Here is a 14,743-nt window from a genome sequence, read left to right as displayed (position 1 = left end):
TTATGAGCGATAACCTTAAGCAAGGAACTCTATTCGAGATGAAAAATGAAACCCAAACAGGCCCTATAACCTGTTTGGGTTTGACATTTGAGAGTGATGAAGCGCGCAGAGCATATTTTACTGAGGAATTACGTGGAAAATTACCGGAACTTAAGAAAATTGAAGGGTTTCCGATCGGGGAAGATGAGGAGATCTTGGCTTTGTCTGATCCACCGTACTATACTGCTTGCCCGAATCCTTGGATCAATAATTTTATTTCTTTTTGGGAAGAGAATAAAGAAGACTATGGGATAACCCAATATAATAACTATGATAGGGGGCCATTTGCTGCAGATGTTAGTGAAGGCAAGAATGATCCTTTATATAATGTCCACAGCTACCATACCAAAGTACCTTATAAAGCAATTATAAGGTACTTACTACATTACACTAATCCGGGCGATATTATTTTAGATGGATTTTCAGGCACAGGAATGACAGGAGTTGCAGCACAAATGTGCGGAAGTCCTTTAGTTCTAAAAGAAATGGGTTATAGGGTTAGTGATGATGGGAATATTTCACAAGATGAACACAGTTCCACTTCTAAGTTAGGAATTAGGAAAGCAATATTAAATGATCTATCCCCAATAGCAACGCATATTACACGGAATCAAAATGGTACGTTCAATTCTCATAGATTTGAAAGTGAAATCGATAGCATAGTACAAGATCTATCGGTTGAACATTCCTGGATGTATCTAACCAATCATTCAATTGATGGACTAATACAAAAAGATAGTAATGGAGAGGTTGTTAAGGGAAAGGTAAACTTTACAGTATGGTCTGATGTTCTCACATGTCCATTCTGTATAAAAGAATATGTTTTTTTTGACGTAGCAGTTAATGAAAAAGAAGGCAAGGTTGACGATCAATATCTCTGCCCTAATTGTAGTGGTGAGATATCAAAGAAATCCTCAGATAAAACCTTTATTTCTAAATATGATAAAGCAACAGATTCAACTATAAAAGTAACTAAACAAGTTCCTGTATTGATCAACTATGGTGTTAGAAAAAAGACTTTTAATAAGAGACCAGATAAAAGTGATTTAACACTTATTGACAAAATTGAAAATATTGAAATTAAACATCCGTTTCCAGTGAAGAGATTACCGGAAGGAGATGAGGCAAGAAGAAATGATATAAATGGAATAACGCATGTACACCATTTCTTTACAAAGAGAAATTTAATAGTTCTAGGGCATTTAAAAGAGCTAGTAAGGAAAAATAATAATCCTTACTTGGAATTTTTATTTTCAAGTTTACTATATCGAGCTACGCAAATGAATCGAATCCATCTAAAAAAATATTTTTTTGGGGGTGGGGGGTTTAATGCTGGCTATTTAAAAGGAACATTGTATGTCTCTTCTCTTCCGATTGAAACAGCAATTATTAAACAGATACAAGATCGGAAAAAGGCAATAATAAATGGATTAAGAAACATTATTGGGCAGAATGGGAATTTTGCCGTGAGTACCTCATCGGCAACCAAATTAAATGTTATTAGTAACAGTATTGATTATATCTTTACTGATCCTCCCTTTGGTAGCAACATAATGTATTCTGAACTGAATTTTATATGGGAATCATGGCTCGGTGTATTCACAAATAATACTACTGAAGCAATCATGAATAGAACTCAAAATAAATACCTTCCAGAATACCATAATCTTATGGTAAAAAGTTTTCAAGAATACTTTAGAGTATTAAAGCCAGGCAGGTGGATAACAGTCGAGTTCAGCAATTCACAATCTAGTGTTTGGAATTCCATTCGAGATGCCCTTGAGAAAGCGGGATTTATTATTGCAAATGTTGCTGCACTCGATAAAAAGCAAGGAAGTTTTAAAGCTATAACGACAGCTACAGCAGTTAAACAAGACCTAGTTATCTCAGCATACAAGCCCAAAAGTGATTTTATTGAGAAAATTATGCTTGAACAAAATACAGAGGCGTCAGCATGGACATTCGTACAGCAACATCTAGAGAAGTTGCCGATATTTGTTGGTGAGAAGGGGGCTGCTGATCTAATCGTAGAAAGAACACCGCGAATCCTATTCGACCGTATGATTGCCTATCATGTTCAAAATGGCTATCCTGTACCACTCTCTTCGGCAGATTTTCAGATTGGTGTTGAGCGACGATTTCCAATGAGGGATGGGATGGCTTTTTTAGAAACCCAGGTTGCTGAATATGACAAAAAACGCATTCATGCCAAGGAGTTTTCTCAAATAACGTTGTTTGTATCTGATGAAAACAGTGCAATTGAATGGATTCGTCAGCAACTTATGAAAAAGCCACAGACTAGACAGGACTTACACCCACATTATATGAAAGAAATTCAACATATTGCAAAGCACGAGATTTTACCTGAGTTGGATGCACTACTTGAGCAAAACTATCTTAAATATGAAGCAATTGAAGATGTCCCAAGCCAAATTCATACATATTTAAGTTCAGATTTCAAAGATCTGAGAAATCTACCTAAGAATGATTCTGCTTTAAAATCAAAAGCAAAGGATCGCTGGTATGTTCCAGATCCAAACAAACAAGCAGATTTAGAAAAATTACGTGAAAAATCATTGCTTCGCGAATTTGAGGCATATCGAGATGAATTAATCGGTAATCGTAAAAAGCTCAAACAATTCCGCACCGAGTCTATTCGAGTCGGATTTAAGAAAGCTTGGGGTGAAAAAGATTACCAAACTATAGTTACTATTGGTGATCGTCTTCCTGAAAATGTACTCCAAGAAGATGACAAATTGCTTATGTATTACGATAATGCACAGATCAGACTCGGCCTGTAGTTAAGGAAGTGTATAGAATTTGAATAAAAATTGGCGTAGAAAGGTGCTTGAGCATTTTCAAGCACCTTTCTACCATATTACGTTAGTGACCGACCCTGATTCCTTATTGCAGGATGAAGCCATTATCAGTCAGTTGCAGAAGTTAGGGATAGAAGTTGTAGAAGTTCAAGATCGAGCCGTATTCAGGTATTGGTACGAAAGTCAGTATAGACGGAATACTTTCAGTAGGTATTTGCTGATACATCCCGAGTCAGATGATATTAGTGATATTCCCTACGATATTTGGATTCAGGGCAAACATATTTCAATGAGCAAGAGTGAATTGTTTCCAATGTTATCTGCGCCTATCGTGCAAGAACTGGATTTTCGAACTCTCGATGCGTTGTCATTGATTGATGACATACCCACGAAAAGATCAGATGCTGATACAATAGACTTCATACTGAAACGAATATATAAATTACCATACGACACCATTGATACAGAAGCTGAATGTCTTTTACTTTGCATTAACCGACATCAGTTGCATTGTTCAATGCCTGAAATCATTGAAAAGCATCTGGTGGATACATTAAACCATAAAAACAGCAATCCGCGATTGGTAATATCTGAATTTATCCAATCTCCAAATGCCTTATTCTCCTTCTTACAGAAGGAATGGTTTTATTTCTTGGAAAATGAAACTCCTGACAATCATTCATATTGGGATACCAAATTACATGATACACTTGCTGGTTTATTCCGTATAGGCAAATTAAATCCTATATCGTTTGATAAAGACTCATTGCCCGATTCTTTATTATTTGGAGTAAAACAACATAATGAAGAACAGTCTCAAATAATGTCTATAAACGAGCACATCAGTCAGGTCGAGAAAATGTTAGAACTTGAGATTGATCGCCGCGGCTGGATCAATCTTATTGAATTATTCAGTACCGCGAAATCAAAGATGTTTACATTGGAGTCCCCATCTGAAATTAATAAGAAATTAAAATCACTTGAACAAGCCATAGAAGAAAGATTTATACTATGGCTCAATACACATTATGGAGCGCTGGCTTCGTTGTCGGATCAGCATACTCCAGTTATGCTCCATAAAGTGGCTGAGCATGTGCACCTGCAAGGCAACCCCAAAAAAGCTATAATAGTAATGGATGGATTGAGTTTTGTACAGTGGAGTCAAGTTCGTTCGGATTTAAATACCTCTTTTGATTTTATAGAGAATGGTACATTTGCTTGGGTCCCTACATTAACCTCAGTGTCAAGACAAGCTATATTCTCTGGAGAAATTCCAAAAACCTACTATTCGAGCATTCATACAACAGCGAATGAGGAAAAAGAGTGGAGAGCATGTTGGGCCAGATATGGAATTGCACCGATCCATGTCACGTACGAGAAGTCTCTCGGGCAAGGTGAATATCAAAAATCTGATATTAAGGCATTATCCAAATCTAACATTAAGGTTGCGGGACTTGTTGTAGATATCATTGATAAGTTGACGCATAACACAATTCAAGGACTTAAGGGAATGCATAGTCAAATATCCATTTGGTTAAAAGCAGGTTACCTGCGTTCATTACTTCACGATTTATTGGATGTAGGATATGAGGTGTATATAACCTCTGATCATGGCAACAAAGAAAGTGTAGGCATTGGAACCATACGAGAAGGCGTGCTAGCAGATACTCGAGGGGAACGTGTTCGTATTTATAATTCAGAGGAATTACGAGACCGAGCTGCTCATAAATACTCGTCGCAGAAATGGAAAGAAGTCGGACTTCCTGAGGATTTTTTCGTATTGACAGCTAAAAGCGGTGAAGCTTTTGTAAAAGAAGGCGAAGTTGTTGTCAGTCATGGTGGAACCAGTATTGAAGAGGTAATCGTTCCATTTGTACGTGTTAAGAAAAGAAGAGAATGAAGGTGTCATATTGAAAAAGGCTGTTGGTTTTGATCAAAAGCTGCAATTGCATCAACTGGACTATATTGCTCGTGAGTTGACAAGAGTGGAGAGTCGACAGCAATTATATGATCTAGTGGATCAAAATTTGATGTCAGATATAGCTGGTGCTAAGTCGAGACTGAATGCTAGAACGATTCTGTTTAAAATTTGGGTCTTAGTGGGCACGGAGAATGAAGAAATTCGGGATCGTGGCTTACAGTTGTTTGCGAACGCTTCTAGAGAAGAAAGATTACTCCTTCATTGGGGAATGTTGCTCCTCTCTTATCCATTTTACAGCGATGTTGCAGATCAAGTGGGGCGACTTTTTCAACTCCATGGGGAATTCTCAAGCGTGCAGTTAAGCAGGAAAATATTTGCACTGTATGGCGAACGCAGACGAGTAAGTGTATCAATAGGAGCCGTATTAGGAACTTTTAAACACTTAGAAGTGATTAGCGAACAGAAGAAAATATATTTGAATGCTGAGAAGAGAACCATTCAACAGTTGGAATTAAAACTCTGGTTTATTGAGGTTATTTTGAAAGCTACCGAGAAAACAGCTATAGAATTAAAGCAAATCGCAGCGGAACCTTGTGTATTCCCATTTGTATTAGATGTATCGGAAAGCGAATTAAGAAATAGCCGTCTACAAGTAATGCGGCAGGGCATAGACATGGTTATGATAGGATTGAGGTAAGGCGGTGGGATGATGATCAAAGTCGGTGAAGTTGTTCAAGGAGCTCAGTTCCCTGAAAGCGTTGAAATTAAAAAAATAGAATCCTTCGACGAGGGCTTCTTCTCCATTGCTGCACTTGGGCGGGATTCGAATCGTTATTATGAGTTAATGTTGGATAAAGCCGAACTTGAATCTTTAAAAAGATTAAGTGGACAGATAAGTATTGACCAACAGATAACTGCAAGTGACCTTCAGCATTATCTTCGTTATCATGCGTTGGTAGTAAGTGGAAGATACTCCTCCAAACGAGCGTTAGGTAACAAGAATTTAATCCCGCTGCCACATCAGATTGAAGCAGTGTATAGCCGAATGCTGCAAATGCCCCAGGTGCGCTTCTTACTTGCGGATGATCCAGGTGCAGGCAAAACGATTATGTCAGGAATGCTGATTAAAGAGCTTAAAGCACGTGAAAGTGTGGAGAGAATCTTAATTCTTGTTCCCCCTTTAGTTTTGAAGCAATGGCAGGAAGAGCTACAGGATAAATTCCACGAAGATTTCTTCATCATTAATCGCTCTGTAACAAAACAGTACGGATCAAAGAACCCATTCTTAGAACATGATTGCTGTCTTGCTTCCGTTTACTGGGCGGCCCGTGATGATGTAAAAAGTCTCGTAAGTGAAGCGAATTTTGATCTTGTGATTGTGGATGAAGCCCATAAAATGGCAGCCTATACTCATGGTGTTACAAAAAAGAAAACATCGAAAACAAGATTGTATCACTTAGGCGAAACTGTTCTTAGGCAATCGGAGCATTGTTTATTGTTAACGGCCACACCTCATAAAGGTGATATGGAGAATTTCCGGCACTTGATGCGCTTAGTAGATGATGATATTTTTTCTAACTTGTCGGTAACGGAATCACTGCGAGAAAAGGCAAATCCTTTTATCATCCGTAGGTTAAAGGAAACTCTCAAAAACTTTGATGGGACGCCTCTTTTTCCTAAGAGAACAGTTAGAACGATTCAGTATACTTTGTCGGAAGATGAACTGGATTTATATGAAGCGGTTACGGATTATGTTCGTCTGTACTTTAACCGCGCAATGAATGCCGGTAGTAACAGCACGGCTTTTGCAATGATGCTGCTTCAAAGAAGGCTTAGTTCATCTGTTCATGCAATAGACTTGTCCCTTAAACGAAGAAGAGACCGGCTAATCAAACTATTAGAAGAAACGATCGCAAGTAAAAAGAAACAAACCAAAAATAAAGTGGAATTTGATTTGGATGAGTATGAAGACGAATCGTTAGAAACTCAAGAGTTATTAGAAGATGAGCTTGAGAGTTCAACAGATAACCTCGATCCAGAAGAGTTACGGATTGAAATTAATGAGTTAGAACGATTAATAAGGAAAACATCCCATTTAAAAGAAACAGCGCTAGAACGAAAGTATGATGAACTTGAGCAAACCTTATTTGGATGGAACGGATTATTGAATCAAAAGGAAAAAATTCTTATTTTCACGGAATCGGCAGATACACTAGAATTTTTGGAGAAACGATTATTGACACGCGTTCCTCAGATTTCAAAGATTGTTGGGCGTTTTTCTATGGATGAGCGTAGAAGGCAAGTAGAATTGTTCCGTAACGATTGTCAAATCATGTTGGCTACTGATGCAGGTGGAGAGTCAATAAATCTACAGTTCTGTAATCAAATGATAAATTATGATATCCCTTGGAACCCCAATAAGCTGGAACAAAGAATGGGACGTATTCATCGAATTGGCCAAAAAAATGAAGTTGCTATCTTCAATCTTGTTGCTTCAAATACGCGTGAAGGCGATGTTATGATACGTCTGCTTGAGAAAATGGAACGCATGAGAGAAGACTTGGGTGCCGACCTTGTGTATGATTTCATCGGTGATATTGTTGATGGGGATTTCAATGATTTGGCTTCTTTAATGCAGGCCGCCGTCATTCACCGTGAGAAGCTAGAAGATATTATTGCATCTATGGAGCGAAAACTCTCGGAGGAGCATAAAAAGCTGCTTGAAGATGTAGAGAGGGAAAGGTTATCTGAAGATGCATTTGATCTACCCAAGATGCGTAGAGAACAGCATGATTTAGTTGTAAAAAAATTACCAGAACGTAATTATGGGCCATTTACAGAACATATCCTTAAGAAATGTAATGTAAGGATACACCAGACCCAAAATGAGAAAATAAAAAGAATTGAACGACTACCCAAATACATTCGGGATATTTCAAAGACTAACCGACTTCCATTATATCAACTAGAAGAAGCAATTCGGTTTACCTCATTTAGAGGATATGAAAAGGAAGGCATCGATATCATTTCTGAGGATCATCCGTTGTTTAAATTAGGGATGATTCTTACACGAAAAGAAAACGAAAAATTAGCAATAGATCGCTACCTGATATATTGTCCAATCAGTGAGCCTTTATCGGTTGAGGTCTATCTCAATAGTGTTACCGATGGCACAGGAAATGAACTAGGTAATGAGCTTATCCTTCTTGGTAAGCGGCAAAATGATTCATTAATTCGATTAGATCATTTTTGGTTGTTTCAACAAGAGTTTATCGGTGAACTCACCACTTTAAGTGAGTCGTTAGACAGTTCCATCCGATCTGCCGCGGTGAAAGCAGCAATGGATCTACGGGATCAGGTTCGACAGAAACGCGAAGGACAATTGGATCGAGTATCAAGTTATTTGGACAAAACGTTTAAAAAACAAATTGATGATTTAATTGAACGCCGTGGCAATTACGAACGGGAAAATGTGGGAAATCGGAATGGCGCATTAATTAATCAAGTTGATGCAAATTTAATTGACGTGGAAATGCGTAAAGAGCGAAGGCTAGCTCTAGTTCAAAGGCAAAAGAATATTGCAATGAAGCCTCCAAAACGTATTGTCCAACTAGAGATTGTACCAAGAGGGAAAACTCAACGGGTCATCTCAGTAGATTACAAGGAACTTATCCAGGATTACGAGCGTCAAAACGGGCGTGGAAATATTAAGACATTTGATCCATTTTCTCTAGTTGATTTTTATAGTGAAAGATTTAACGGGGAACCAAGATTTATTATTATTACGGATGATGAATTGTACTGGCCTTCCGAAGATTATATTGAGGATTTGAAAGAGATAGATGATTTCACTTATATTTATGTTGTTAAGGATGGCAGAGTGAAAGAAGAGAGGAAGATTCAGAGTACCTATTTAATTTAGTAAGCATTCTAGAAGACTAATAGTATCTGTTACTATCTATATTTTACTTTAAATCTTTAAGAGCTATAAGAACGAAACAATCCCTGACAGGTCACTGTAAGGGATTTCTAGTATACTTACATTATCATTATCATCTCGAAGCAAGTAATGGGAGGTAATTTAATAACGATCTACAAGATGAAACAGTCATTCTCAGTCAACTATTCCCAATTAACATTGTTATTTTTTTCCTGAGTGGGAAAACTTCGTTCGGTTCTAGCAAACATATTAGGGATAAGAATATGAATACTTCTCGATACGGTAGGGGTTATAGTAAAACTGGAGTTGAAATGGAGAAAGTTTTATAAAGTTACCGAATGAGTCAAACAAGAGTAAAATATTACTGGATAATCTAGAGAAATTATTTAAATTACACGAAAATGGAAAGTAGATTCGAAGTAAAGATACAATACATATTTTAAAAAACGGAATTTCGATACCAGTGATATCTTGATTTCATTCAAAAGTCCCCAAGAATGGAAGAATCGCAGTCAAGGTTTTATATCATCTTGGCGATGAAGTCATAAAAGCCTTCCGGGTAAAAGGATAGGAATATTAGAGATTTTTTGGGCGTGAGATATTTTCCTGACGGCTTTTTGATTTTCCTGCTAACTAAGAATTTTAATAAAATATTATGTCTAAGGTCGTGGAGTATCTGATTAGATATAGGTCGGACTGAAAAAAATGTTTAGCAAAAAAGAGGGTTATTTCCAATTTTGTCGAATAATACCCACCTAGAACTAGTTCTTCAGTCACAAGGAGTTCCAAGGTATGGCTTACTTTCTGGACGGTTTATCAATTGATAATTTGCCGGACACGAATGTCGTATTCAAATGACAATCGTGTCCTTTTTGTCGATAAGAACAAGTGTTTTCTGACATCTTGCTGTCAAAGCAGTAATGCTATACTTTAAAATAATAATAATGAGAAGAAGTGTGAGGATTACATGAGGTTTCGACGACAAGAAGGTAGATCGTATTCAAAAGCTATTTCGATTAAAACTCATTAGTGAGGAGGAGAACCAAGTCTTATTAAATAGTTTTAATAAAAATATGGGATCGGGAAAGCTGGAGGCTGCTCAAATTAGATCTTATCTAATTATTAGTGAGAAATTGGAATTGAAAGCTCACTTCAACTCATACAATGTGTTCAAACATGCCTTTTGAGCCACATATCTTAGTTATACAAGGATATGATAAGAAACCTAAGGGCAAAGGAAAATTCTAGTGAATAACGGGGATTTCACATGCCGAAATCGAAGCTCCATTTTACTAATACATTGCTAATTAGCGTGATTCCATTCATTCTTAGCACATGGTGTTCTAGCGAAAATCATTCCTTATCGAGTATAAATGAAAGTCAAATTAGTTTAACATCAGGGATAGCTACAAAGCAATCACCTCCTGATCAACGAAATGAACCTGAGATACATGTTGTGATTAGCGAGATTCCTATTCCTAAGGAGTATCACATAGATGTCACTGCCATGTCCCAGTACCCCGAGTACGTAAATGGCTGTGAGATTACGAGTTTAGCCATGCTAACCAATTATTTAAAGCTCCCCTATGATAGGCAGCAGCTAATCGATATGCTTGCCAAAGATGAGACTCCACTCCAACAAGATGAAGATAATTCGATCCTTATATGGGGCGATCCCAATCTAGGTTTTGTAGGGGATATAACTGGTAAACAGATGGGCTACGGCGTTTATCATAAACCAATAGCTGATGTATTGAACGAGATCAGTCACGGTCAAGCGCTTGATTTGACTGGTGAAGCATTCAGCAAGGTAGAGAAGCAAGTGTCGCTGGATTATCCCGTGATCATATGGACGACGTCTAGTTTTACACCAGTTGATAATTGGGTTGAATGGAAGACCAAGGATGGGAACACAGTTCACGCGACATTCGAAGAGCACGCGGTTTTACTTGTAGGTTATGATGAGGAAAATGTGTACATTAATAACCCACTAAATGGGGAAAAAGCAGTAAAGATTGCAAAACAGCCTTTCATTAGTAGCTGGGAGCAGTTAGGAAAGCAGGCATTGACGTATGCCCCTGTTCCTAACTGAGGGTTAAATATAAATCGTATGGAGGCTTTGCAATGACATCATTGATTTCATATTTTCTTATTGGTTTAATGGGTTTTATTATTGTTTGCGGGATCATTTTCATTGTTCTTCCTTATTACAGGGCAAGGACGATGGCGGTAAACATACAAAGAAAGCTAGAACAGCTTCAAGTTGAAGAATCTGTTCATGAGCGTGTTCAACAATTTGACTTATGGTTGAAGTCACAGATAGAGGATAACTACGTTGAAAAGACAGTTATGCCAGCATGGCATTCATTTCGTGTGAAATACATGCAGTATCAACAAAGCGGAGTTATGATGACTCCTGATGTATTAGATTTCTTTCAAGAAGAGAGATTTATTCAACGTTTCGGTCAACGAAAGTTAATGGATACATTGCCAGGTATATTTCTAGCTCTGGGTATTATTGGAACTTTTTTAGGGATTGCAATGGGGGTTTCTGGCTTAGATCCTAGTGGTGATTCTGCTGTACTAAAAGGGGGAATTGGTACACTCCTTGCTGGAATGAAAGCCAAATTCGCGTCATCGATTGCAGGTATTTTAGCCTCACTTATATGGCAACTACTCGATAAACTATTCTTTTATCGTTGGTTATCGAATAGTTTCTATTTGATCCGTGACACACTTGATGAAACATTTCCTACTCAAGAAGAATCTACGGTTTTATTCCGGATGTTAAGTAACCAAGAGAAACATATGTTGGATTTCCAAGCTTTCATGTCGGAGCAACTCATCCCACAGATGATGTCAGGCTTTACAAGCGCTTTGGAACATTCTTTAACACCACATTTAGAAACAACGCAAGTGATGATGAAGGACATGTTGCAAACGGTAAGTGCAAATCAAATGCAGGGCATGGGCGATATGGTGAATACATTTGTGGCACAGTTGGAGCAAATTACCGGGGATCATATGAAAGATCTAGGTGAAGCTTTACGTACTACGATTGAATGGCAGAAGCGTGTCCATGAGGACATGGGTACGTTGGTTCAATCCATGCAAGATTCTGCGAAGGAACAATCACTTATGGTTGAGAAAACAACGGTGCTTACCGATCATATTCATCAATATACGTCGCAAATTACTGAGCAACAGGATGTTCTGGAGAGAACCGTTGCTCAATTAAATCAGACAGCTGAGAAGAATGCAGAGCTTCACGGAGCTACATCGGTGTTACTCGAGAAGATTATTGAAGAGCGTAATGCGTTTCATAATCATTTTGATGAAAGCTTGTATGTACTTCAACAAAATGTTGAATCTATTGTACAGCAAACCGAGTTACAGGTAGAACTTCAGACGAAGCTGGAGCAAAACTTGAGAGGAATGACGGATACCACTCAGAGTCAAGAATCTCTTGCAAACAGCATGGCTGAATATGCCGGTTATACACAAAGATCCGGTGAGACACTTGCTGAACTTATTGGTCAGGTGGAGTCCAATGCAAGAACCTTCAGTGATCTTCAATCAACCATGGAAGAGGTACTGACTCGAACCGAGAGTGAACGTATCCGAATGGATGAGTTAATGCAAGATATTGTTGGAAATTTGACAGGACAACTTGAGGGTATGGATAGCAGATCTGAAGTGTTAAAGGACCATTGGGATACGACGAGTGAAGTGATGACGAAGATCAATAATCAATTAACGAAATCGATGGGGCAATTTACCGATGATATGCACCGCGGCCTTAAACATACGTTCGAAATGTTTGATGAGGAACTAGGTACTACGGTTAATCTTTTGCACCGGGTGGTTCAAGCTATTCAAGAAAGCTTGTTAGAGCTCCCTGATGAAATGCAAACATTAAAACAAACGGTACAAGAGCTGAACAAGCAAAGTAAGCGAATGATTAATCCAGCGTAAGGTGAGGGAGTAAGATGTCGAGAGGGTATCGCAATGTAAAGCGCTTCCTCCCTCATGGTCATGAGGAAGAGAAGGAAAGTTTCTGGGTATCATACACGGACCTTATGTCCGCATTACTTATCATATTTGCGTTAGTGTTAATGGTCATGATGTTTGATACGCAGACTTCATATGAAGAGGCCAAATCTGCAATTGATGAGGCTAAAACTGCTATTGATGAGAAAGCTGAAGTCATGAAGCAGAAAGAAGATGTTATCCAGGAGAAAGATAAGCTTATTGAGGAAGTACTCGGAGTAAAGTCGAAGATTATTTTGGAACTAGTGAAAGCATTCAAAGACTCGGAACTGAATCTTCAAGTGGACCAACAAACGGGTACGATTCGTTTTTCTGGTGGCGTGTTCTTCGGAACGGACAGTAGTGCTGTATCAGAAACAGGGAAAGCGTATCTAGAGAAGTTCATCCCGCAATATATCGGAATTCTCTTATCAGATCAATTTAGAGGGCAGGTTGCTCAGATTATTGTTGAGGGACATACAGACACGGATGGTTCTTATTTATATAATTTGAAACTTTCTCAGGACAGGGCTTTATCTGTTGTTCAACAAATTTTTTCTCCTAATTTCTCTAATTTCAAGTATAAAGACGAGTTAAAAGACGTTATTACAGCAAACGGTCGTTCTTTCTCAGTGCCGATATATAAAGAAAATGGAACTGTTGATGCTGATAAATCACGGCGAGTAGAATTCAAATTCCGTTTGAAAGACGAGCAGCTTCTCGATAAACTTCAAGGGTTGATGCAAAATGATGGAAAATAAGACATATTATCATTATACCTTTGAGCCCCTAAAGCTAAAAGAACAGCGCGTCAAAGTCGAGAAGGTATTTAAAGATGCGGATCAAGCTCTAGCTAAGCAGCTTAGCCGTAATAAACTGCCGAAGTTGTTAGAGCTAATCCGGCAAGTGTCTTTTGATGAGCTAGAGACATTTGCCCAACAATTAAAGAGGATGGAAGTATTCGTATTACTATATGACTACCCTTTTAAGGATGAAAGTCACGAAACACGCCGGAAAATTAATTTGATTTTAACATACAGATATTCCGTTCAAGTTGGAAAGATAGCCTGGGGGTTATTTCAGCAAGATCCTCATGATGTCTTTCTGCAAGATTTTCTTCGGTTAATTTATAATACAGACCAATTTGAGTTCTTGGTATCTGAAGAGAAGTCGAATGATACGATTCGAACCGCGCTTTTAGAGCGTGCTGGTATCGTTGCGGGTTTGATTACTTCGCTGTTAACTTCAACGCAGCCTACCCAATCGCAGCTAGGTAATTTAAAAGTACAGCAAGACAGTCTTCTGGAGAAGGAACTCTTAAAAGGGGTTTTACTCGGAGGGTTGGCTCAGCAATCCTACGTGCAGCGTGATGGTGTCGATTTTATAGTAGGTAGACTTGAGCGTTATGAAATGGATGAATACAAGACTCTTATCAGCGTATATTTGGAGTCCAGATCATTCAAAGAGTTTGACTATGCACTTATGACTCAGGCCATCAAAAGATTAGAAAATCCATTGGAGCGGCCCATGCATTGGGATGTTATGAGCCCATCTATTATGGAGCAAGTACACAAATGGCTTCTTCATAACAAAATGAAGCAATTCTTCGAGCAGGATGAGGATAATGCGCGATTTGACTATTGGAAAAATTATTTGAATCAGGATTACATTTTGGATGTAGATGTCATTAAAAACCCAAAGGCAGCATTTATTTATTTTGAACGATTTGTTGTTGTAGAATTTGGCATCATTGGCGCAGCTTATTTCTATCATAGAGTAGGATTTGAAAGAATAATTAAGTTAGAGTCAAGTTTACCTGAATTCCGAGATGGAAGTAAAAGTAAACGAGAGGAGATTCTCAAACGGAAGAATCCCTTTGAGCAAGGCCTACCGTTATTTATCGATAGACATGGACACCATGGCTTTAGTTGGCCACAAAAGTTTACAATGCACATGAGAAACTACCTAGACGGTCGATTTTAATTAGGAGGATAA

Annotated in this window: 8 protein-coding genes; all 8 read left to right on the top strand. The window is 38.2% G+C overall.

The genetic code is table 11. From position 1 onward, the window contains the following. Positions 1-2: 2 nt before the first annotated feature. The 8 genes from ACUN27_RS34985 to ACUN27_RS34950 all read left to right on the top strand — a co-directional run bounded on the left by ACUN27_RS34985 (position 3) and on the right by ACUN27_RS34950 (position 14,731). Positions 3-2,840: a DNA methyltransferase gene (locus ACUN27_RS34985; RefSeq protein ID WP_445560480.1), complete on the top strand. Its 2,838-nt coding sequence runs from the start codon at positions 3-5 to the stop codon at positions 2,838-2,840. A gap of 19 nt (positions 2,841-2,859) precedes the next feature. Further along, entirely contained in the window at positions 2,860-4,758 is a 1,899-nt protein-coding gene (gene pglZ / locus ACUN27_RS34980) for a BREX-3 system phosphatase PglZ (protein WP_445560479.1), read from the top strand. Then, a complete protein-coding gene (locus tag ACUN27_RS34975) occupies positions 4,736-5,476 on the top strand; it encodes a hypothetical protein (RefSeq protein ID WP_445560478.1) in 741 nt (246 codons plus the stop codon). Before pglZ ends, ACUN27_RS34975 begins: the two co-directional genes overlap by 23 nt. Before the next feature lie 12 nt (positions 5,477-5,488). Beyond that, positions 5,489-8,701, top strand: coding sequence for a DEAD/DEAH box helicase (locus ACUN27_RS34970; protein WP_445560477.1), 3,213 nt, complete (start codon positions 5,489-5,491; stop codon positions 8,699-8,701). Between the two features lie 1,285 nt (positions 8,702-9,986). After that, complete coding sequence (locus ACUN27_RS34965) at positions 9,987-10,811, top strand: C39 family peptidase (RefSeq protein WP_445560476.1); 825 nt, start codon at positions 9,987-9,989, stop codon at positions 10,809-10,811. A gap of 32 nt (positions 10,812-10,843) precedes the next feature. Further along, complete coding sequence (locus tag ACUN27_RS34960; RefSeq protein ID WP_445560475.1) at positions 10,844-12,694, top strand: hypothetical protein; 1,851 nt, start codon at positions 10,844-10,846, stop codon at positions 12,692-12,694. A gap of 14 nt (positions 12,695-12,708) precedes the next feature. Continuing rightward, entirely contained in the window at positions 12,709-13,509 is an 801-nt protein-coding gene (locus tag ACUN27_RS34955) for an OmpA family protein (protein ID WP_445560474.1), read from the top strand. After that, a complete protein-coding gene (locus tag ACUN27_RS34950) occupies positions 13,496-14,731 on the top strand; it encodes a hypothetical protein (RefSeq protein ID WP_445560473.1) in 1,236 nt (411 codons plus the stop codon). The genes ACUN27_RS34955 and ACUN27_RS34950 overlap by 14 nt, the downstream gene beginning before the upstream one ends. Positions 14,732-14,743 lie beyond the last annotated feature (12 nt).

The sequence above is a fragment of the Paenibacillus sp. WC2504 genome (genome assembly GCF_052682475.1).
The sequence above is the reverse complement of the archived record's forward strand: the minus strand, read 5'-3'. Positions and strand labels throughout refer to the sequence as shown.